Source organism: Stenotrophomonas sp. YJH_SMC_73 (assembly GCF_059370155.1).
This window is the reverse complement of record NZ_JCAFTJ010000014.1, coordinates 74713-94808: the sequence shown is the minus strand read 5'-3', so window position 1 is coordinate 94808 and position 20096 is coordinate 74713. Positions and strand designations below refer to the sequence as shown.

Genomic DNA, 20096 nt, shown 5'->3' with positions numbered 1-20096 from the left:
AGAAGTCGCGGGGCTGCCCCCGCACGTGGCGATGGGCGCGCAGTATGTCGGCGAGCGTGGGAGGGGCATGCTGGGGCATCCTCGCCAGTGTCGGCGCTCCGGTCCGGGAAATGCAAAAGGCCAGGTCATGGACCTGGCCTTTGATGCAGTGGTGCCGGTGAAAGGACTCGAACCTTCATGGGGTCACCCCCGGCTGATTTTGAGTCAGCTGCGTATACCATTCCGCCACACCGGCAGGCAGCGTGCGAGTGTAACCGAGGTCGGCAGGAGATGCCTAGTAGGAGAGCCTATCAGGGCGGTTCCTGTCGGCATTGGCCCCTTGGTAGCTATACTCCCGACGTGCAATTGCCTCCAGGAGCGGTAGCTGATGACAGTGTTGCAGGACCTGAGGGTGCTGGTGGTCGAGAACGACGAGATGAGTGCGGCCCTGCTGCAGATGCAGCTGGTGCATGCCGGTGCGACTGTGGTCGGGCTTGCCGCGAGTGTGTCCGAGGCCCTGCGGCTGCTGGAGCAGAGCACTCCTGACGTGGCCCTGCTGGATTACCGGCTGGCCCGCAACGAGACCAGTGAGCCAGTGGCTGCAGCGCTTTCGGCGCGTGGCATTCCGTTCGTGCTGGCCACCGGGATGCTGGCCGAGCAGCTGCCTGCGCCGATGCTGGCCGGCCTGTTGCTGGTCAAGCCGTACCTGTCGGCCGATCTGTCGCGGGCGCTGGCGCGTGCGGTGGGACGCTCCAGCGCCAAGGCCTGAGCCGCTCGCCACGCACCGGCAGGGGGAAGCTGCGGGGGCTGAATCCTCACGTCTGCGATGCGCGGCGGCAACCCCTGATCCAGGAGCCCTGCCCACGCGCGGTTTTTCATTCGCGTCCGGCGCTCAGCCCGCTTCCTCGTACACGTAACGGATTTCCTCGCGGTCATCGAGGATGCGGTACTGGCGCGCCAGATCATCCGGTTCGGGGTTGAGCCAGACGTCCAGGTGTTCCCTGCGGATCGGTACCACGCCGCGGTCATGCCCGGCAGCGGCGACGTCGCTGGGCGGTGTGTCGGTGATCGTGGCAAACGAAAGCAGGCGGCCTTCCGGTCCTTCCCATTCCGCCCAGAGGCAGGCCAGCAGCAGGTCGCGGGGTGGATCGGGGCGGAATTCGAGCACCACGTCCTGCTCCTTTTCGTCGGCACCGAGGCTGCGGCCGGCGATGGCGTGGCGGGGCACGTGCTCGTAGAACGCCTGCACCACCACCACGCCGTGGCGCAGTCCGAACGCACCCCGCCAGTAACCTTCCAGGCTGTCGCGCCGCGCGTTGTAGGTGCCGGGGTACAGCACGTCGTTGCGCGCCGGCTTGTCCGGCAACCGGCACTGGTAGCGCATCGGCTTGATCACGCGCCGGCCGTTCTCGCTGACCATCACCGGCGCGTAGGTGCCGGGGAAAATGCGGTTGTCGCGCGGCAGCAGCTGCACCCGATGCAGGTCGTCCAGCCGGGCCTGCGCGCGCTCGATGCGGTTGCCAGCCACGCGCAGGTCATTGCGCGCTTTCTGCGTGGGCCGGGTGGCCAGCGTGGCATGGGCAATATCGCGTCGTTCGCGCTGCCGGACCAGTTCAGCCTCCAGCGCCTGCTGCTCCTGCGCATGCCATTGCTGGATCTTCGCCACGATGTCCCGGCCCTGTTCGGTACGCGCACCGGCGAACCCGTCATCCATCGCCTTCGGCGTCTTCGGCCGCTTCTTGCCTGGATCGTGTGCGTACAGTTCGGCGAACTCCTCCAGCGACAGGATGGCGCCGAACTCGCGTACCAGCTTGGCGTAGTCAGCGCGGATCAGGGCGGAATAGCACATGGGACTCTGGGGGCCTGGGTCGCAGCGGCTGCGACGTGGATGCGGCAGGATAGCCCGACCCATCTGGAGATGCCGCATGACTGATTCCATCACCTGCCAGTTCCGCGAAGCCGTGCCCACGGTCGAGGACTACTGCCGGTTGCGCGTGCTTGCAGGCCTCAGTGCCAAGGCCCGGGAAGCGGCCGCCCGCGCGCTGCCCAATACGCTGTTCGGCGTGTGTGCCTACCAGGGCACTGAGCTGGTGGCGATGGGCCGTATCGTCGGCGATGGCGGCTGCCACCTGCAGGTCTGTGATATCGCGGTGCTGCCGCGGTTGCAGGGGCAGGGCCTGGGCAAGGAAGTGATGCGGCGCCTGGATGGCTGGATGCAGGCCAACCTGCCGCCATCGGCGTACGTCAGCCTGCTGGCCGATGGCGAGGCGCATCGGTTGTACGCACAGTTTGGTTTCGCGCCCACGGCACCGGCATCGATCGGGATGTATCGGCGGTTCTGAGCCATAATCGGGGTGAAGCCATCCACACCATGCGTGGATAGGGCCTTCCCAGGAATCACAGGCAAAGAAAAACCCCGACCGGAGTCGGGGTTTTCAAGAATTGGCGTCCCCACGGGGATTCGAACCCCGGTCGCCACCGTGAAAGGGTGATGTCCTAGGCCTCTAGACGATGGGGACGCACGAAAACTTCAAGTTGTAGATCCTTCGACGGCCTAATGTCGAAGTGGTGGAGCCAAGCGGGATCGAACCGCTGACCTCCTGCATGCCATGCAGGCGCTCTCCCAGCTGAGCTATGGCCCCATGAAACTCCGGATGATCTGCCGGGAGCAGAGTCCGTTTTGAAACTGGCGTCCCCACGGGGATTCGAACCCCGGTCGCCACCGTGAAAGGGTGATGTCCTAGGCCTCTAGACGATGGGGACGCACGAAAAACTTCAAGTTGTAGAACCTTCGACGGCCTAATGTCGAAAGTGGTGGAGCCAAGCGGGATCGAACCGCTGACCTCCTGCATGCCATGCAGGCGCTCTCCCAGCTGAGCTATGGCCCCGTGTTACCGAGCCGCCTATCATACCTGCGTGTTCACGTTTGTGGAAGTTTTTTTTGAACTTTTTTCGTTCCGGTTCGACCGTCGCCACGAGGGCAGGGGAACCGCAACGCCACAACCTGAATGCCGGTAGGCGGTGAACAAAAAAGACCCGGTTATCGGCCGGGTCCTCGTTGTTCGTGATGAGTGGCGTCCCCACGGGGATTCGAACCCCGGTCGCCACCGTGAAAGGGTGATGTCCTAGGCCTCTAGACGATGGGGACGCAATTCTCATCAATGTTCTTTAGCGACCTTTCGACGGCCTAATGCCGAAAGATTGGTGGAGCCAAGCGGGATCGAACCGCTGACCTCCTGCATGCCATGCAGGCGCTCTCCCAGCTGAGCTATGGCCCCACGTCGCTGAGGAGCGAAATAATAGCCTTGCCCCCGGGGGTTGGCAAGCATTTGTTGCACTTTTCTTCACGCGCGTTGCTATGCCGCGTCGTCGGTCAGCGCCGCCAGGATCGGGCACTGATCCAGCGTGCCGTGGCCGGGGCAGGCGTCGACCAGCTGAGAAAGCGCGGTGTGCATGCGCTGCAGTTCGGCCATGCGTTGTGCAATGTCCTGCAGCCGGGCCTGCGCCGTGTCGCGCACACTGCCCATGTCCTGTGAGTGGCGGTCACTGAGCGCCAGCAGTTCGGCGATTTCTTCCAGGCTGAAGCCCAGCGTCTTGGCGCGGCGGATGAAGCGCAGCCGGCGCAGGTCCTGCTCACCGAAGATGCGGTAGCCCCCGGCCGAGCGTGCCGCCGTGGGCAGCAACTGCTGGCGTTCGTAGTAGCGCACCGTATCGATCGGCACGCCGGCCTGGCGTGCCAGTTGACCAATGTTCATGGCGGATTCCTGCGGATGCTGCCGCTCATTGTGAAGCCTTGAGTCTGGTCCAGGGTCAAGGTCCCGTCGCTGACGGCGCATTCAGCGCACTTTGCAACTTTCTTCATAGCCCCACCGTCGTGGCAGTTCCTACCCTGCGCCTGAACCGGCCGCTGGACGGCCTGCAACGAACCGAGGAGATGGTCTGTGGAAGGATTCAGGAACGAAGGATTCGTCGAGGTCGCGGTGGTCGAATACCCGGGAGGCGACCCGTCGGCCGCCTCCGTGCTGACCGAGATGGCACATGTCGCCAACCGGCTTGCCCAGCAGCAGCGCCGTCCGTTCAAGCGTGTCCTGGTGACCCGCTGGATCGTGCCGGCCAGCCAGACCGGCGTGCATCGCATTGCCGGCGCGGAGATGCTCGAGGCGGACATCCCCGCCGTGATCGCCGTGCCTGGCCAGATCAGCCAGGGCGTCTGCCTGCGCGCCGATGAGGTGCTGCTGGATTGGCTGCGCGCGCATTACGACGGTGGCAGTCTGCTGGCTGCCGCCAGCGACGGTGTCAGCATGCTGGCACGCGCCGGTCTGCTGGCTGGGCGCACCGTCAGTGGTCCGGACCTCGGGCGCCATCCGGGCCTGCAGGGGCAGTCGGCCAGCTGGGTACCCAGCGAGCGCGCGCTGGTCGATGACGGCGACCTGCTGACGGTGGCCGGTTCCCAGGCCTGGCGCTTCCTCGCCCTGCGCCTGCTGTACCGGCTGCACGGCCAGGGCGTGGCGAGTTCCGTGGCGCAGCAGCTGGGGATCACGGTTCCGGCGGCGATCCAGCAGGATCTCGAGCGTTTCAGTGCCAACTTCGCCCACGGCGATCGCGACGTACTGAAGGCGCAACGCTGGCTGCATACCACCGCTGCGCGCGGCGCCACGCTCGGTGCGATCTGTGAGATTTCCGGGCTGGAGCCGCGCACCCTGCAGCGGCGCTTCCTGAAGGCCACCGGCCTGCGCCCGATCGAGTATTGCCAGCGGTTGCGTATCGCCAAGGCGCAGACGCTGTTGCAGCAGGGGGCGGGCATCGATGAAGTGGCCTGGGGCGTGGGCTATGCCGACCAGAGCGCATTCCGTCGCCTGTTCCTGCGCATTGTTGGAATGACGCCGGCCAACTATCGCCGGCTGGTCAACAACAAGCGGCGCGAGCGGCCGCTGTTGCCATCGGTGGCAGGCAGCCTGCGCGGGCTGCAACCGGCGCCCGGCATGCAGATGCCGCGCAGCATGGCCTGATGCCTGCAGTAGGCGTCGCGCTTGCAACCTGGGCGCGACGCTTCGACCATGCAGGTAACGGATGATGGGGCAGGTGGGCTGATGTCGAGTGTGGGACCGGTGCCGATGCCGGTGGTGTTGATCCTGATGTGCGTGCTGCTGGCCATGGCGGTAGCACGCCTGTGGCCGCGTCGGAAAGACGGGATGGCAGTGCCTTCCGCGGCCAGCCTGGTTCTGGACATGTTGCTGATCGGCCTGCTGTGCGGACGCATCAGCTTCGTCGCCTTGAACTTCGCGCTTTACCGTGAGGCCCCGTGGAGCATCCTGCAGATCGCCGACGGTGGGTATCACCTTGCAGTCGTGCTGGCTGCGGGCCTGGCGTGGGGCACCTGGCGGCTGCGGCTCTGGCGCGCGTTGCGTGCGCCGGTGCTGGCGGGCGCACTGGTGGGCGTGGTGTCGTGGGTGGTGGGCAGCCACCTGCTGGCAGCCTGGCAGGAGCAGCGGATGCCGCTGCCGGCGGTGCAGGTGGCCGATCTGCAGGGGCGCGTGATCGACCTGCAGCAGTTCCGGGGCAAGCCACTGGTGCTGAATCTCTGGGCCAGCTGGTGTGGGCCCTGCCGGCGCGAGATGCCGGTGCTGGCATCCGCACAGCAGACCCACACCGACGTGCAGTTCGTGTTCCTCAACCAGGGGGAAACCCTGGACGAAGTGAAGGGTTTCATTGCATCCGAACAGCTCCGGCTGGGCAATGTGCTGCTGGACGATACCGCCTCGGCGTCAACCGTGCTGGGTGTGCAGGCCTATCCGTCGACGCTGTTCTTCGACGCCGAAGGTCGCCTGCGTGAACTGCACCTTGGCGAACTGACGGCGGCGGGTCTTGAACACAAACTGCGCCGGCTGCGGTAGCCTGCGCGGGCATCTCATTACGGAGTTCCCATGTTGTCGACTTCCCTGCGCATCGCTCCGGCGGTGCTGTTGCTGCCGGTCATGCTGGCATTGGCCGCCTGCAGCCAGGCCCAGACCCCGCCGGGCAAGACGGCGGCAGCGCCGGCCGCCGGCGCTCCGGCCACCGCGGCAAAGGGCGACCGTCCCGCAGTGCTGAAAGGCATCGAGAAGCACGGCTTCGAAGTCGTTGCCGAGTTTGATGCACCGGGTGGCCTGCGTGGCTTCGCCGGCGTGGTGGGGGGGCAGCAGCCCGCCGCCGCGTACGTGACCGCCGACGGCAAGCATGTGCTGGTGGGCAGCCTGTTCGATGCCGAAGGCAACGATGTGGCCGCCGAGGCGGTGGAGAAGCTGGTCGCTGCACCGATGTCGGCCAAGATGTGGACCAAGCTGGAAGCCAGCGCCTGGGTGCGTGACGGCAAGGCCGATGCACCGCGTGTGGTCTATACCTTCAGCGATGCCAACTGCCCGTACTGCCACAAGTTCTGGGAAGCGGCGCGTCCGTGGGTTGACGCCGGCAAGGTGCAGTTGCGCCACATCATGGTTGGCGTGATCCGCGAGGACAGCCCGGCCAAGGCCGCCGCCATCCTCGCCGCGCGTGATCCGAGCGCGGCGCTGCTGGAGAATGAGCACCAGTTCGACCGTGGCGGCATCAAGGCGCTACCGAGCATCAGCCGCGAGATCGCAGGCAAGCTTGATGCCAACCAGGTCCTGATGATCGAGATGGGCTTCCAGGGCACGCCGGGCATCCTGTTCCAGGATGGACAAGGGCAGGTGCAGCGTCGCGCGGGCCTGCCGCAGGGCGCCGACCTGCAGACGGTGCTGGGTCCGCGCTGATCGCCGCCAACGTCGTGATGTAACCGACAGGCCCGCATGGCAGCATGCGGGCCTGTTGCATTTCGGCGCTCCTGCGGCGGGCGGAGAGGGCAGCAGGGCTGCGCAGCAGCTGTTCGTCGTCACATCTGAATCGTGACTGACATCAAGCATCGCGCCTTGATTCCAATCAAGGTCAAAAACGACAGGCGGATTAGCCTGTTGACGCATGGAATACAGCGTCAACGCGCCATGGATGCCGCGCCAGACATGCCTTGAACCAGGGCGGTCGGCACAGCCATTCACGACACTCTCACTCCCCGATTGTTACCCAGACCGCTGCGGTCGCCACCTCTCTGGCAGCGCGGCCTTGATGGGCTCGACACCGGTGCGGGCAGGGCAGTGTCATCGTCCTGTTGCCTGCCGGATGCAGGCTGGCCGGTGTCGTCAACGCAGTATCCGCATTTCCAGCAACGGCGACGCGAGGCCAGGGCACTGTGCGCCTGTATCCGACCAGCGCGCTGCGAATGTTTGTCCAGGGAGGATGCAATGCGCTTGGCGGTACTGAGTCTGGCCTGTTCGACCGCACTGGCGATCGCGCCAACGTATGCGCAGCAGCATGGCCAGGAAGATGCGCAGGCGTTGCGGCAGGAAATCGCTGCCATGCGCCAGGCATTGGAAGGCATGCAGCAGCGCCTGGATCGGCTTGAGCAGCGCGAGGGCTCAGCGCCTGCCGCCGTGGCGCAGGCCCCGACCCCGGCAGCAACGGCGGGCGGCAGCGCCAGCATGCTGCACCCGACCCAGGTGCCGGGCGTGGCGCAACCGGTGCTGCCGCAGCGCGAATCGGTGGCCGATCCCTCAACGGCGGCGTCGCGTCCCGACAGCGCAGCCGGTCCGACCGACCCCGATCTGAAAGGCTTCTTCACCATTCCCGGCACCGATACGGTGATCCGCATCGGCGGCTACGCCAAGCTCGATGCGATTGCCGATTCGCGTGCGGCCGGTGACGAAGATCAGTTCATTCCGTCGTCGATGCCGGTGGGTGGCAGCCATCGCGATGTCTCCAACTTCAACATCCATGCCAAGCAGACCCGCTTCAGCTTCGAGGCGCGGCGCCCGACCACGCACGGCAACCTGCGTTTCTACCTGGAGAACGATTTCTTCGGCAGCAGTGAGGGGTATGAGTTCCGCCTGCGACACGCCTATGGACAGCTTGGCAACACCTATGCCGGCTATGGCTACTCCAGCTTCATGGACCCGGACAGCCTGCCCGATACGCTTGACTTCGCCGGGCCGGGCGGCGCCGGATACCTGCTGGTGGCGGGCATCCACCACAGTTTTGCGATAGGCAAGGGCAACACCCTGACCGTCGCTGCTGAAGACCCGAAGACTGAACTCGCCGGCGCCAGCGATGCTCGCACGGCAGTCAACCGCCTGCCCGATGTGACCGTGACCGCGCGCCTGGAGCGCGACTGGGGCCACCTGCAGCTGGGCGCGGTGGCACGCAGCCTGGCCTACGACGGCGATGGCGAGCGCGACCGGCGCATGGCCGGTGGCCTGCAGCTGAGCGGCTCGGCGTCAGTGGGCGAGCGCGACCTGCTGCTGTTCGGCGTACTCGGCGGGCGCGGCCTCAGTCGCTACACCGCCGACCTGACCGGCTCCGGACTGGACGCAGTGGTCGGTGCCGATGGCCGCCTCGCCGCGTTGGACCTGCACGGCGGTTTCGTCGGCTACACCCATTACTGGTCCGCGCTGTGGCGCTCCAACCTGATCTTTGGCCAGCTGACCCTGGAGCGCAACGCCGCACTCGCCGCTGATGCATTCCGGCAGAGCCGCTACGGCGTGTTCAACCTGATCTGGAGCCCGGCGCCGTCCTGGACGATGGGCATGGAGCTGCTGTACGGCCGGCTGGAACAGCAGGGCGGCGCACGCGGCGACACGGTCCGGGTGCAGGGCAGCCTGCAATACAACTTCATCAAATAGACGCCAGCGGTCGTACGCCAGCGTAACCGTCCCCACGCCCGGTGCTGCCGGGCTCATGCCAGTACCGGAGATCGTCATGGCAGAAGCAAAGAAAATCGGGGTGGTCGGAGCCACCTTCCTCGTCGCCGGCAACATGATGGGCTCAGGCGTGTTCCTGTTGCCGTCCAGCCTGGCCAAGATCGGTACCGCCTCGATCTGGGGCTGGCTGATCACCACCGCCGGTGCGCTGCTGCTGGCCTTCGTGTTCGCCAAGCTGGGCAAGCTCGCACCCAAGGCGGGCGGTCCCTATGCCTACGCGCGCGACTGGTTCGGGCCGTACATGGGCTTCCAGACCAACACCATCTACTGGTTCGCCAACTGGATCGGCAACGTCGCCATCCCGATCGCGGCGGTGGGCTATTTCAGCTATTTCTTCCCGATCCTGTCCGAGCCGCTGGTGCGTTGCATCGCGGTGCTGGTGCTGGTGTGGGCACTGAGCTTTGCCAACGTGATCGGTCCGGCCTTCGTCAGCCGCGTGCAGACGGTCACCACCAGCTTTGCGTTGGTGCCGATCCTGGGCATCGCCATTTTCGGCTGGTTCTTCTTCGATGCCGACATCTTCAAGGGCGCCTACAACGTGTCTGGCGAGTCGAACTTCGGTGCGATCTCGAGCGCTGCGGCACTGACCCTGTGGGCCTTCATCGGCGTCGAGTCTGCATCGGTGACTGCCGGTGTGGTCGAAAATCCGGAGAAGAACGTCGCCCGCGCGACGCTGGCCGGCGTGTTCCTGGCTGCCATCGCCTACATCGCCAGTTCGTCGGTGATCATGGGCATGGTGCCGAACGCGGAACTGCAGGTGTCCGACGCACCGTTCGCGCTGGCGGCGGCCAAGGCGGTCGGTGGCTGGGGCGGCGCGCTGGTCAGCCTGTGCGCCTTCATCGGTGCCGCCGGCTCGCTGGGTGGCTGGATCCTGCTGACCGCGCAGAGTGCCAAGGCAGCGTCGGATGACGGCCTGTTCCCGAGCATCTTCAGCAAGACCAACAAGGACGACGTGCCGGTCAAGGGCGTGCTGATCGTGGCGGTGCTGATGACCCTGGCGGTGCTGGTGACCTCCACCTCGGAAACCGCGTCGGCCCAGTTCGACGTGATCACGTCGGCGGCCGTGGTGCTGACCCTGCTGCCCTACATCTACTCGTGCGTGGCGTGCTACTTCGTGGTCGAGCGTTCGCACACCCTGGTCCACACCGGTGCGTTCTGGACGCTGACCAGCCTGACCGTCGTGTACTGCCTGTGGGCGATCTACGGCTCGTCGGGGACCATCGTGCAGTACGCCTTCCTGTTCGTGCTGTTCATCACCGTGTTCTATCCCTTCTTCAGCGAGGAGCGCCGCCAGCAGCGGCAGCGCGCCCGCGAGGCCTCGGCGATCAGCGCCGGCGCCCGGCATTCCTGAGTTCGACAAGGAGAATCAACGTGTACTTCAAGTCCCTGGACTACCCGGTCATTGTCATCGACAACGACTACGAGTCGCCGCGCATCGGTGGCATCCTGATCCGTGCGCTGGTGGAAGAGCTGCGCAGCAACGACCAGCGCGTGCTGTGCGGGCTGAACCTGGATGACGCCCGGGCCGGTGCCCGCACCTACGTGGCGGCCTCGGCGGTGCTGATCTCGATCGATGGCAGCGAAGAGGTGGATGGCGAGTTCCAGCGCCTGACCGCCTTCCTGCGCGAGCAGAGCGCACGCCGTGCCAATCTGCCGGTGTTCCTGTACGGCGAGCGCCGCACCATCGAGAAGGTGCCGAGCAAGCTGCTCAAGTACATCCACGGTTTCATCTTCCTGTTCGAAGACACCAAGAGCTTCATCTCGCGGCAGGTGATGCGCGCGGCCGAAGACTACATGAAGAACCTGCTGCCGCCGTTCTTCAAGGCGCTGATCCATCATGCGGCCGAGTCGAACTATTCCTGGCATACGCCGGGCCATGCCGGCGGCGTGGCATTCACCAAGTCGCCGGTCGGCCGCGCATTCCATCAGTTCTATGGCGAGAACACCCTGCGCAGCGATCTGTCGATCTCGGTGCCGGAGCTGGGCTCGCTGCTCGATCACACCGGCCCGATCAAGGATGCCGAGAACGAGGCGGCACGCAACTTCGGTGCCGACCACACCTTCTTCGTCACCAACGGCACCTCCACCGCCAACAAGATCGTCTGGCATGGCACGGTGGCCCGCGGCGACGTGGTGTTCGTTGACCGCAACTGCCACAAGTCGCTGCTGCACGCGCTGATCATGACGGGTGCGGTGCCGGTGTACTTCACGCCCAGCCGCAACGCGCACGGGATCATCGGCCCGATCAGCCTGGACCAGTTCACGCCGGAGTCGCTGCAGCAGCGCATCGCCGCCAATCCGCTGGCCAGCCAGGCCTACAAGGCCGGCTCCAAGCCGCGCATCGCGGTGGTCACCAACTCGACCTACGACGGCCTGTGCTACAACGCCGAGAAGATCGCTGACGAGATCGGCAGCGCAGTCGATTTCCTGCATTTCGACGAAGCCTGGTACGCCTACGCCGCGTTCCACCCGTTCTACGAGAACCACTACGGCATGGCCAAGGGCAAGCCGCGTGAGCAGGATGCGATCATTTTCACCACGCATTCCACCCACAAGCTGCTGGCGGCGTTTTCGCAGGCCTCGATGATCCACGTGCGCAACTCGGCGCAACGCAACCTCGATGCCGAGCGCTTCAACGAATCGTTCATGATGCACACCTCGACCAGCCCGCACTACGGGGTGATCGCGGCCTGCGATGTGGCGTCGAAGATGATGGAAGGCGACGCCGGCCGTTCGCTGGTGCAGGAAATGCACGACGAGGCGATCGCCTTCCGCCGCGCGATGCTGCACGTCCGCGATGATCTCGGCCGCGACGACTGGTGGTTCAGCGTGTGGCAGCCGACCCAGGTCGAGCGCAGCCTGGACAAGGGCGATACGCCGGCACCGATGGTGGCCAAGCGCGAGGAGTGGTACCTGCAGCCGGATGCGCACTGGCACGGCTTCGAGAACCTGGTGGATGACTATGTTCTGATCGACCCGATCAAGGTGACCCTGCTGACCCCGGGCCTGGCAATGGACGGCAGCATGGGCAGGCTGGGCATCCCGGCGGCGGTGCTGAGCAAGTTCCTGTGGGGCCGCGGCATCACCGTGGAGAAGACCAACCTGTACTCGGTGCTGTTCCTGTTCTCGATGGGCATCACCAAGGGCAAGTGGAGCACCCTGGTCACCGAGCTGATGGCGTTCAAGGAACTGTACGACCGCAATGCGCCGCTGAGCCAGGCACTGCCGACGCTGGCCGCCGATTATCCGAATGCCTACGCTGGCTGGGGCCTGCGTGACCTGTGCGACGCGCTGCATGCGTTCAACCAGGAATTTGCCGTGGCCAAGGTGATGCGCGAGATGTACGTGGACCTGCCGACGCCGGTGATGACCCCGGCCGATGCCTACAACCACCTGGTCAAGGGCGAGATCGAGCGGGTCGACATCGAGCAGATCAGTGGCCGCATCGCGGCGACCATGCTGGTGCCGTACCCGCCGGGCATCCCGACCATCATGCCGGGCGAGCGCTTCGGCGACAGCGACGAGCCGATCATCCAGTCGCTGCGCATCGCCCGCGAGCAGAACGCCCGTTTCCCGGGCTTCGAATCGGACGTGCACGGGCTCATCATCGAGCAGGAGGGTGATGCGGTCTCGTACAAGGTGGAGGTGCTGAAGGCCTGACCCGTAACGGTCGGCTCATCGGCGAACGATGGATACCGCGCGCGAGCAACGCATCCTGACGTTCTCGATCGGGGTCACCCTTGCGGTGAGCGCGGTCGGCTTCGGCGGTGGCCTGCTGGTGGGATCGCAGGCCATCCTGTTCGACGGCGTGTACAGCCTGGTCGACGTCGCCCTGACCCTGGTGTCGTTGTCGGTGCTGCGGCTGGTGGCGCGGGAACAAAGCCCGCGCTTCCAGTACGGCTACTGGCACCTGGAGCCGATGGTCGAAGCGCTGGGTGGTGTGATCCTGTCGCTGGCCTGCGTGTATGCGCTGGCCAACGCGGTGATCGGCCTGACCACGGGCGGGCACGAAGTGAAATTCGGGCCCGCGCTGTGGTGGGCGGCGCTGCTGAGTGCCAGCAACCTGGCGATGGCGGCGTTCGTTGCGCAGCGGGCGCGGCATCTGCGCTCGGCGCTGTTATGGCTGGATGTGCGTGGCTGGCTGCTGGGCGGGTTGATGAGCCTGGCAGTGGTGCTGGCCTTCGTGTTGGCGCTGGTCCTGCACGGTGGTGAGTGGCACCATTGGGTGCCGTACCTGGATTCGATCGTGCTGGCATTGATCAGCCTGGCGATGCTGCCGGTGCCGGCGCGCAGCGCGTGGAAGGCCATGCGCGAAGTGCTGCAGGTGGCGCCGGATGATCTGGACCGGCGCGTGCAGCAGGTGATGCAGGCGTTCGTGGCCGAGCGTGGCTATGCCGGTTTCACCAGCCATGTGGCGAAGATGGGGCGGATGCGCTTCATCGAGATCCACGTATTGGCCGATCCGGCGACGCCCTTGGGCTCGGTGGGTGAGGTCGATGCGATGCGTGACGAGATCGCGGTGCGGCTGGATGCTCGGGGCAGCACGTTCTGGCTGACCATTGATTTCACCGCAGACCCGGCGTGGACGTGAGCCGTGAACGGTAGAGCCGAGCCCATGCTCGGCTGCCATTCGCGCTGAGCAGCCGAGCGTGGGCTCGGCTCTACACGTGGGCACGATCGTTGCGCATGGCGGACCGGACTGTTGCAGCGGCTCGGTTTGACCTCAACTATGGTTGAGGTCGCAGACTGCCTCGCATCCCCCACGAGGCATGCGGCATGAACCTGTTGACCACCCCGGACCTCAGTCACGGCCTGCTGGAACTGTTCAATCCTGCGGGGCTTTACGACCCCTCGGCCAACGGCTACTCGCACGTGGCGGTGGTGCGCCTTCCCGCCCGGGTGATCCATATCGCCGGGCAGGGCGGTGAGGATGCCGATGGTCATCTCTCCCCCGGCTTCGGGGAACAGGTCGAGCAGGCACTGGACAACCTGCAGATCGCATTGCGTTCGGCGCAGGCCAGCCTGGCCGATGTCGCGCGGTTGCGCATCCTGGTGGTCGACCACGACGAGGACCGGCTGGGCATCATCGCCCGGCAGGTACGGCGGCGTTGGCCGAACGGCGCAGCGCCGACCTGCACCCTGATTCCTGTGCCACGGCTGGCGCTGGACGGCATGCTGTTCGAGATCGAGGCGGAGGCCTACGCCGCCTAGCGCAGGTAGTACTCCACCGGCACCACCAGTTCCTGCGGTGCCTTCATTTCCATGGGAATGGGCGGCAGCGGCTGCGCGCGGCGGAACGTCTGCAGTGCGGCGTCGTCGAGCATCGGTTGGCCGCTGGACTGCTCCAGCCGCAGGGCCTGCAGGCGTCCCTCGCGATCGATGCTGGCCCTGACCCAGGCCGTCCCCTGCTGACGGCGCGAGCGCGCGGCGGCGGGGTAGTAGCGATAACGCTCCAGCCGCGCCATCAGGCGGGCTTCCCACTGGTCGCTGGCGGCGCCGGCCTGGAAGTCCGCCGGTGGTGCGTCGGGAGCGGGCGGCGCGGCCGTGATCGATGCCGGTGCGGGACTTGCATCGGTCACGGCCGCAGGCGGGGCGACCGGCAGGGCTTGCCGGCCAGGGCCACCGAGCTCGCTGGCGGCCACCTCGCCCTCGCGCGCGGCGGTGGGCTTTGGCGGAGGGGGCGACTTCGCCGGTTGCGACGCGCGCGCCTGCTGCGCCTGGCTGGGGGTGTCGGCCTGGCGCTCTTCGACCGGCTGGGGAGGCGTAGCCGGTGCCAGCAGGCGCAGGCTGATGCGCACATCCTGCTCAGGCGGCGGCAGCAACGGTGGCGCGGCCATCCAGTGCACCAACAGCAGCAAGGGCAACAGGTGCATGCCGATGCTGATGGCAATCGCCTGCCAGTGTTGGCCGCGTTCACTCATCGCCCGGCACCCACAGCAGATCGGCGTCGGCCGCATCGACGCCTTCGTCGGGTGACGCAAGCGCGATCACCAGTGCCGGTACCTCCGGTGGCAGGTAGCCCGGCACGCCGGTGCCGCGCAGTACATGCCAGCGGCCGGCCACCAGCAGCGCGGGTGCAGGGGCTGCGGTCAGTGCCTGTGCCATGCGGGTGTCGCGGGCCTGTTGCACGGCCAGCATCCCTTCCAGCATCGGTGCGGCGTCTGCGTGCTGGGCCAGCACCACGGCCGACAGGCGTTGCCGGGCGGTGGGCATCGGAAACCGCACCGACGTGTTGGAGGCAAGCAACGCATTGACCTCGGCACGCGACAGGTTGCCGCCGAACAGGGGGATGCCGGCGGCGGTGGCGTCCTGTACCAGCCCGCCATAGGTGGCCCACGGCCAGCGTGTATCCCAGCCCAGCAGCGCCTGCAGGCGCGCACCATCGGCATGGTTGCCCTTGGCCAGCCAGCGCTGCACCCGCTGCAGGCGCGGTTGGCGTTCACTGGCGATCATCTCCATCACCAGCGCGCCTTGTGGACGCTGCCGTTGCAGCGCGTGCAGCAGCCAGCGCTGGGCGGCGTGGTCACCGGCCAGGTCGTGGCGTTCGCCCAGCAGCAGCCGCGGGGCGTTCGCTGCACGCTTCACGAACGCGGCTTCGTCCAGGCGCTGCCCGCTGGCCAGGTCGATCACCGTGCCGGGCATCGGCTGCGCGCTGGCGATTGCGGCCAGTGCGAGCAGGCACAGCGGCAGCCAGCGACGGCTAGAACGCCACATTGACGCCCATCGAGACGGTGCGGCCACGGCCGTTGCCGCGGTCCAGGATCGGGCTGAAGATGCTGTCGATCGAGGCATTGTTGTCATAGGCCTTGTTCTGCAGGTTTTCGATGTTCAGCCACAGCGTGGTGTTGGGCTGGGGCTTGAAGCTGGCGTAGAAGTCGAGCAGTACACCGGTACCGCCGGTCCTGCGGGTCTGGAAGAAGTCGTAGCCTTCTTCGGTGGGCCCGGAGTATTCGGCGCGCAGGCCGGCCTGCACGCGCTGCTGCCACCAGCGGCCGCCGACATCCAACGTCCAGAAGCGGTCGGGCAGGGCGGTGATGTCTTCCAGGTTGACGAATTCGATGGCAGGCGCACTGGTGCGCGAGCGGGTCCAGCTCAGCGTGGCGTGGTAGTGCGCGCTGGCGTAGTGCGCTTCCAGCTCGATACCGCGCATGCGCACCACGCCGGGGTGGTTCATCCAGCGCGTGGTGGTGCTGAAGTCGTCCACGTCCAGGGCATCGGTCCAGGCAGTGAGCTGCTGATCGCTGTCGATCGGTACCACGAAAGGCCCCACCTCCGGCGGGTGCACGATCAGCAGGTACTGCGGCTTGATGTAGTCGCGGATGCGGTTGTCGAAGCGGGTGACGCGCAGCTGCGCCAGGTCACCGTCGGCCAGCAGCGAGGAGGCGCTGAGGTTGGCGCCGAACTGCAGGTTGCGCGAGCGCTCTCGGCGCAGGAACGGGTTGGCACCCACGCCGTCGGCATCGCTCATGCCTTCCAGCGGGATCTTCTCGAAGAACATCTCCTGCACCCGCGGCGGGCGGGAAGTACGCGAGGCTTCGGCGAACAGTTGCAGCCAGTCGGTGGCCTGCCACGAGACCGCCAGGCTGGGGCTGAGTGCGCGCTGGGTACGGCGCACGTCGATGCCGCCGCCGTTGATCTCGGCGCACTGGCCGGGCACATCCGAGCACACCGGGACGTGGCCGCGGATGCCATAGCGATCTTGGCGCAGGCCTGCAGTCAGCGCGTAGATGTCGTACTGCAGTTCCAGCGTGCTGAACACGCTGTCCAGCTGGCTGCGGCCCTGCGGGTTGGCGCCGCGCAGGATGGGGGTGTCGGCCACGTAGACGTCCGACTGGTGCTTGATGCCGGTGTTCCAGCGTGCCTGCAGTGCACCGATGTCGAAGCGGCTGGTGTTGTCGAGCGTCCAGCTGCTCAGGCTGCTGTGGGTGCGGCGACCGATGTAGCTGGAATCCTCCACGGGCGGATAGAACAGCCGGGTCTTGTTGCCGGCGAAGGTCGCGCGCAGGTCGATCCACGGCGTGTAGGGCGTGTAGTGGTAGCTGGCGCGCTGGTTGCGTGTGGAAATCTGCCACGGGTAGTTGTGGTAGAAGTCGTTTTCGTAGCGCATGTGGCTCAGGTCCAGCCGATGCTGGTCACTGGGCTGCAGGCGTGCTTTCAACAGCCAGCTGCTGGGCTGCTGGCTGCCGGGGTCGGCATTGTTCTTCTGCCCGCGTGCCGTGGCGTACTCGCCGCTGCGACTGCTGCTGGCAGCGGCCAGCAGGCCGAACTGGCGGTCACCGCCGTCCTCGCTGTGGCGCCATGCGCCGGCGAAGGTGCGGCCGCTGCCATAGCCGTTGTTGCCATGGCGATAGCCCGCACGCAGGCCCCAGTCACGGCCTTCGCCGAGCAGGTCGTCGATGTCCAGCGTGCGGAAATTGGCACTGCCGGCCAGCGTGCCGGCACCATCACCACCGGCGACCGCACCGCGTTGCACGTCCACACCGGCCAGCAGGAATGGGTCGACGTAGGCGAACGGACCACCGGAGCCATGGCCCGCGTTGTTGCGGAAGGTCTGGGTGACACCATCGATCATGGTGTTGACCCGCCCGGCGCCGGTCATGCCGCGGATGTTGACCTGCAGGCCGGGCTGGCTGCGCGAGTGGAAAGTGTGGGTGCCGGGCATCGAACGCAGCAGGCTGTTGCCGTCCTGGCGTTCGGCCATCGCCACGCGCTCGCTGCCGACGGCGGGCGCAAAGCCATCGCGGGCCGCCGGGACATACTGGCTGGCGCCTGCACCGGGGGAATGGCCGTGTGCGATATCGCCCTGTACGCGCAGCGGGCCGGTTCGACGGCTGCCATCGGAGGGGGCGGCCGGCGCCGGTTCCAGGGTGGCGCGGCGCGCGTCGATGAAACGGGGGCGCAGGCCGCTACCGGCCAGCAGGCGCGACAGGGCCTGCGCGTCGTCGAACCGTCCGCGTAGTGCCGGCGCCGTCTGGCCGCCTGGCAATGCCGCGCCGATCACCAGATCGACACCGGTCAGCCGGCTGTAGGCATCCAGCGCGCTGGCCAGCGGTTGCGCAGGAAGATCGAAGTGACGGGAGGCGGCCTGCGCGTGTGCGCTGGCAGATAACAACGGAAGCGGACCGGCGCAGGCCAGTGACAGGGCGAGGACAAGGGGACGGTGAAACAGCATCGGGAGCTCCAGGGGCTGACGCAGCGCGTCGTCATCCTGGATAGACGCAGTGGCAGGGCCGATGTCAGGGTGCATCGCGATGTTCCCTGCGTGGCGGCAGCCACACCTGCACGCCCGCGCCCAGGCGCAGCACGCGTACATGCAGCTGCGTGGCCAGCTGGTCGCGGCTGCGCGCCGCAGCGTCTGCACTGCCGAGCAGGGTGACCGGCTGCTGGCGCAGGTGTGCGCCGATGATCCAGGTGTGGCCGCCATGCCAGCGATCCAGGCCCTGGGTGACCTCGGCCAAGGGCGTGGAGACCCAATGCAGGCGACGCTCGCGCCAGGCCAGGGCACTGTGGCTGGCGGCCAGGCCGATGATCGGTGCCTGGCCATCGAAGCGCAGCTGCTGCCCTTCGATGGCCTGCTCACTGCGGGTGCCGCTGTCCACACGGACGCGATGCTCGGTGACGGTGACCACGCTGTCGTTGTCCTGCACGGCAAGGTCGAAGGCCGTACCGAGCGCGGTGACCATGCCGTGCGTCGTATGCACCTGGAACGGATGCTGCGCATCGGCGGCTACCTTGAACCAGGCTTGGCCGTGCTGCAGCTGCAGCTGGCGGCGCTGTGCATCGATGCGGACATGGACTTCGCTTCCGGGTGACAGCAGCACGTGCGAGCCGTCCGGCAGTACTTCTTCACGGATCTCGCCTGCCGCCGTGCGCATCACCTGCGCGGCCGGTGGTGCGGCCTGGCGGGTATACAGGCCCAAGGCGCAAAGCAGCAGCACGGCAGTGCCGGCGTCGCGCAGGTGCCGGCGCTGCCGCTTGCGCTGATGCCGCTGCAGGCTGGGCGTGGCATCACCGGCCTGCCAGAGCGCCTGCAGGTGCTGGTACTGCGCGGCGTGGCGGCAATCGGCGTAGTACCACTGGTTGAAGGCACGCTCGTCGCGGCCGCCGTCGTGGCCGTCCAGCCACCAGCGCGCGGCCTCGCGCGCGATCGCCTCCGGGCTCATGCGCCGGGTACCTGCTGCAGCGCCACCAGCGCACGCAGCAGATGGCCGTGCGCGGTCTGCCGGCTGATGCCGAGCCGGCGGCCGATCTCGGCCAGTGCCATCTGCTCCACCCGGGCCAGCAGGAATACCTGGCGCGAGCGCGGTGGCAGCGCGGCGATGATCGCGTCGAGATGGCGCAGCTGTTCGGCGTCCAGCAGGTGCTGCTCCGGCAGCGGTGCAGGATCGGCGAGGGCGTGCAGTTGGGCGTCATCCAGCGCTTCCTCACGACGGCGCTGGCGTTGCCGGTAGTGATCGGCGATCAGATTGTGGGCGACGCGGTACAGGTAGGCGCGGCCGTTGCTCAGCAGGCCGCTGGCGGCGACCTTGATGACACGCAGCCAGGTTTCCTGGACGACGTCATCGGCGTCGCTGCGTTGCGGGAGTTTACGGCGGACATGGGCGTGCAGCGGCCGGTAATGGGCCGCGCACAGCTGCGCGACATCCGTCGGTTCGACAGGCGTGGACACGGGGCGGACGACAACTGGGAAAGGGAACAGCCCGCGGCGGCAAGGGCAGCGGCTGCACCTTACAGCAAAAGAGAATCATTTGCATCTATCGATGGGCGTGACACGCCTGCCCGGGTGGGAGATCAGCGCGGGCGATAATCGCAGTGGATCTGCAGGGCTTCGGTGGGGTTGTGATGCAGCTTGAAGCCGCAGCGCTGCAGGCTGCGCTTCACCCGCGCGACCGCTTCGGCATGGCGGGCGACGCGACGATCCTGCCAGCGTGGCGGGGTGAATACGCCCACGGGCAGCAGCCGTAGCCGCTTGCCGTACAGTACCAGCGAGACATCGATATGACGGCCATCGATGTCGTGGCCGTTGGCGCCGAAGATGGCATCGACCTCATCATGGCGTTGCGGATAGCAGGCCCGGAACAACGCGATACCGAGCCAACGCACGCCACGACGGAAGCTGCCGAGCCGGCTGCGGCTGGGTTCGAAGCCGCGCGTGAGCAGCAGTCGCAGCCCGTCAGGCAGCATTGCCTGCGCATCGAGCAGGCGTTGCAGTACCTCTTCTTCCAGTTGGATACGGGTGGAGGGCCAGCGCGGGGCGACCAGCAGCCCGTGGTGGCTGCCGCGTTGCAGGGTCAGCATGCGTGAAGCTTCGCA

At 66.8% G+C, this 20096-nt stretch carries 18 protein-coding genes and 7 tRNA genes; 10 read left to right on the top strand and 15 right to left on the bottom strand.

Features of this window, described 5'->3' with window-relative positions; translation table 11 throughout:
- Positions 1–149: 149 nt before the first annotated feature.
- Positions 150–235 (bottom strand) — tRNA-Leu (locus tag AC5P8R_RS19390).
- Between the two features lie 132 nt (positions 236–367).
- On the opposite strand from AC5P8R_RS19390, the gene AC5P8R_RS19385 reads away from it, so the two are divergent.
- The gene (locus tag AC5P8R_RS19385; RefSeq protein ID WP_032957303.1) at positions 368–748 is read left to right on the top strand and encodes a response regulator; all 381 of its coding nucleotides are present in this window, start codon (positions 368–370) and stop codon (positions 746–748) included.
- 123 nt (positions 749–871) lie between these two features.
- Here AC5P8R_RS19385 and AC5P8R_RS19380 read toward each other — a convergent pair whose 3' ends face one another.
- Positions 872–1828, bottom strand: a complete 957-nt coding sequence (locus AC5P8R_RS19380) for an SOS response-associated peptidase family protein (RefSeq protein WP_049420855.1) — start codon at positions 1826–1828, stop codon at positions 872–874.
- Positions 1829–1904: 76 nt separating this feature from the next.
- Here AC5P8R_RS19380 and AC5P8R_RS19375 point away from each other — a divergent pair, with 76 nt between their 5' ends.
- A complete protein-coding gene (locus AC5P8R_RS19375) occupies positions 1905–2321 on the top strand; it encodes a GNAT family N-acetyltransferase (protein WP_014647532.1) in 417 nt (138 codons plus the stop codon).
- Positions 2322–2422: 101 nt separating this feature from the next.
- Here AC5P8R_RS19375 and AC5P8R_RS19370 read toward each other — a convergent pair.
- The 7 genes from AC5P8R_RS19370 to AC5P8R_RS19340 all read right to left on the bottom strand — a co-directional run bounded on the left by AC5P8R_RS19370 (position 2423) and on the right by AC5P8R_RS19340 (position 3734).
- Positions 2423–2498: transfer RNA gene (locus AC5P8R_RS19370), tRNA-Glu, on the bottom strand.
- A 47-nt stretch (positions 2499–2545) separates the two neighbouring features.
- Positions 2546–2621 (bottom strand) — tRNA-Ala (locus AC5P8R_RS19365).
- Positions 2622–2666: 45 nt separating this feature from the next.
- Positions 2667–2742, bottom strand: a tRNA-Glu gene (locus AC5P8R_RS19360).
- A 49-nt stretch (positions 2743–2791) separates the two neighbouring features.
- Positions 2792–2867 (bottom strand) — tRNA-Ala (locus AC5P8R_RS19355).
- Between the two features lie 184 nt (positions 2868–3051).
- Positions 3052–3127 (bottom strand) — tRNA-Glu (locus AC5P8R_RS19350).
- Positions 3128–3181: 54 nt separating this feature from the next.
- Positions 3182–3257, bottom strand: a tRNA-Ala gene (locus AC5P8R_RS19345).
- A 78-nt stretch (positions 3258–3335) separates the two neighbouring features.
- Complete coding sequence (locus AC5P8R_RS19340) at positions 3336–3734, bottom strand: heavy metal-responsive transcriptional regulator (RefSeq protein ID WP_032957298.1); 399 nt, start codon at positions 3732–3734, stop codon at positions 3336–3338.
- A gap of 186 nt (positions 3735–3920) precedes the next feature.
- On the opposite strand from AC5P8R_RS19340, the gene AC5P8R_RS19335 reads away from it, so the two are divergent.
- The 8 genes from AC5P8R_RS19335 to AC5P8R_RS19300 all read left to right on the top strand — a co-directional run bounded on the left by AC5P8R_RS19335 (position 3921) and on the right by AC5P8R_RS19300 (position 13994).
- Positions 3921–4988: a GlxA family transcriptional regulator gene (locus AC5P8R_RS19335; protein WP_014647530.1), complete on the top strand. Its 1068-nt coding sequence runs from the start codon at positions 3921–3923 to the stop codon at positions 4986–4988.
- 81 nt (positions 4989–5069) lie between these two features.
- Entirely contained in the window at positions 5070–5873 is an 804-nt protein-coding gene (locus tag AC5P8R_RS19330) for a redoxin family protein (RefSeq protein WP_041863574.1), read from the top strand.
- A gap of 30 nt (positions 5874–5903) precedes the next feature.
- The gene (gene dsbG / locus AC5P8R_RS19325; RefSeq protein ID WP_014647528.1) at positions 5904–6746 is read left to right on the top strand and encodes a thiol:disulfide interchange protein DsbG; all 843 of its coding nucleotides are present in this window, start codon (positions 5904–5906) and stop codon (positions 6744–6746) included.
- Between the two features lie 525 nt (positions 6747–7271).
- A complete protein-coding gene (locus tag AC5P8R_RS19320; RefSeq protein ID WP_495223742.1) occupies positions 7272–8705 on the top strand; it encodes a DcaP family trimeric outer membrane transporter in 1434 nt (477 codons plus the stop codon).
- Positions 8706–8781: 76 nt separating this feature from the next.
- Positions 8782–10134, top strand: a complete 1353-nt coding sequence (adiC, locus tag AC5P8R_RS19315) for an arginine/agmatine antiporter (RefSeq protein WP_021204506.1) — start codon at positions 8782–8784, stop codon at positions 10132–10134.
- Between the two features lie 20 nt (positions 10135–10154).
- Positions 10155–12443 (top strand): Orn/Lys/Arg family decarboxylase, encoded by a 2289-nt coding sequence (locus tag AC5P8R_RS19310; RefSeq protein WP_014647525.1) that lies wholly within the window; start codon positions 10155–10157, stop codon positions 12441–12443.
- A gap of 28 nt (positions 12444–12471) precedes the next feature.
- Positions 12472–13374, top strand: coding sequence for a cation diffusion facilitator family transporter (locus AC5P8R_RS19305; RefSeq protein ID WP_014647524.1), 903 nt, complete (start codon positions 12472–12474; stop codon positions 13372–13374).
- A 185-nt stretch (positions 13375–13559) separates the two neighbouring features.
- Positions 13560–13994: a RidA family protein gene (locus AC5P8R_RS19300; RefSeq protein ID WP_014647523.1), complete on the top strand. Its 435-nt coding sequence runs from the start codon at positions 13560–13562 to the stop codon at positions 13992–13994.
- Here AC5P8R_RS19300 and AC5P8R_RS19295 read toward each other — a convergent pair.
- The 6 genes from AC5P8R_RS19295 to AC5P8R_RS19270 all read right to left on the bottom strand — a co-directional run bounded on the left by AC5P8R_RS19295 (position 13991) and on the right by AC5P8R_RS19270 (position 20081).
- Complete coding sequence (locus tag AC5P8R_RS19295) at positions 13991–14704, bottom strand: energy transducer TonB family protein (RefSeq protein WP_495223741.1); 714 nt, start codon at positions 14702–14704, stop codon at positions 13991–13993. The two genes, AC5P8R_RS19300 and AC5P8R_RS19295, sit on opposite strands and share 4 nt — an antisense overlap.
- Positions 14697–15497 (bottom strand): ChaN family lipoprotein, encoded by an 801-nt coding sequence (locus tag AC5P8R_RS19290; RefSeq protein WP_014647521.1) that lies wholly within the window; start codon positions 15495–15497, stop codon positions 14697–14699. The genes AC5P8R_RS19295 and AC5P8R_RS19290 overlap by 8 nt, the downstream gene beginning before the upstream one ends.
- Complete coding sequence (locus AC5P8R_RS19285) at positions 15484–17955, bottom strand: TonB-dependent receptor (protein ID WP_495223740.1); 2472 nt, start codon at positions 17953–17955, stop codon at positions 15484–15486. Before AC5P8R_RS19285 ends, AC5P8R_RS19290 begins: the two co-directional genes overlap by 14 nt.
- Before the next feature lie 64 nt (positions 17956–18019).
- Positions 18020–18946 carry a FecR family protein gene (locus AC5P8R_RS19280; protein WP_495223739.1) on the bottom strand — a complete coding sequence of 309 codons (927 nt, stop codon included), beginning with the start codon at positions 18944–18946 and terminating at the stop codon, positions 18020–18022.
- On the bottom strand, positions 18943–19452 hold the full coding sequence (locus AC5P8R_RS19275) for an RNA polymerase sigma factor (RefSeq protein ID WP_014647518.1): 510 nt from the start codon (positions 19450–19452) through the stop codon (positions 18943–18945). Before AC5P8R_RS19275 ends, AC5P8R_RS19280 begins: the two co-directional genes overlap by 4 nt.
- Positions 19453–19574: 122 nt before the next feature.
- A complete protein-coding gene (locus AC5P8R_RS19270) occupies positions 19575–20081 on the bottom strand; it encodes a hypothetical protein (RefSeq protein WP_495223738.1) in 507 nt (168 codons plus the stop codon).
- Positions 20082–20096: the final 15 nt, after the last annotated feature.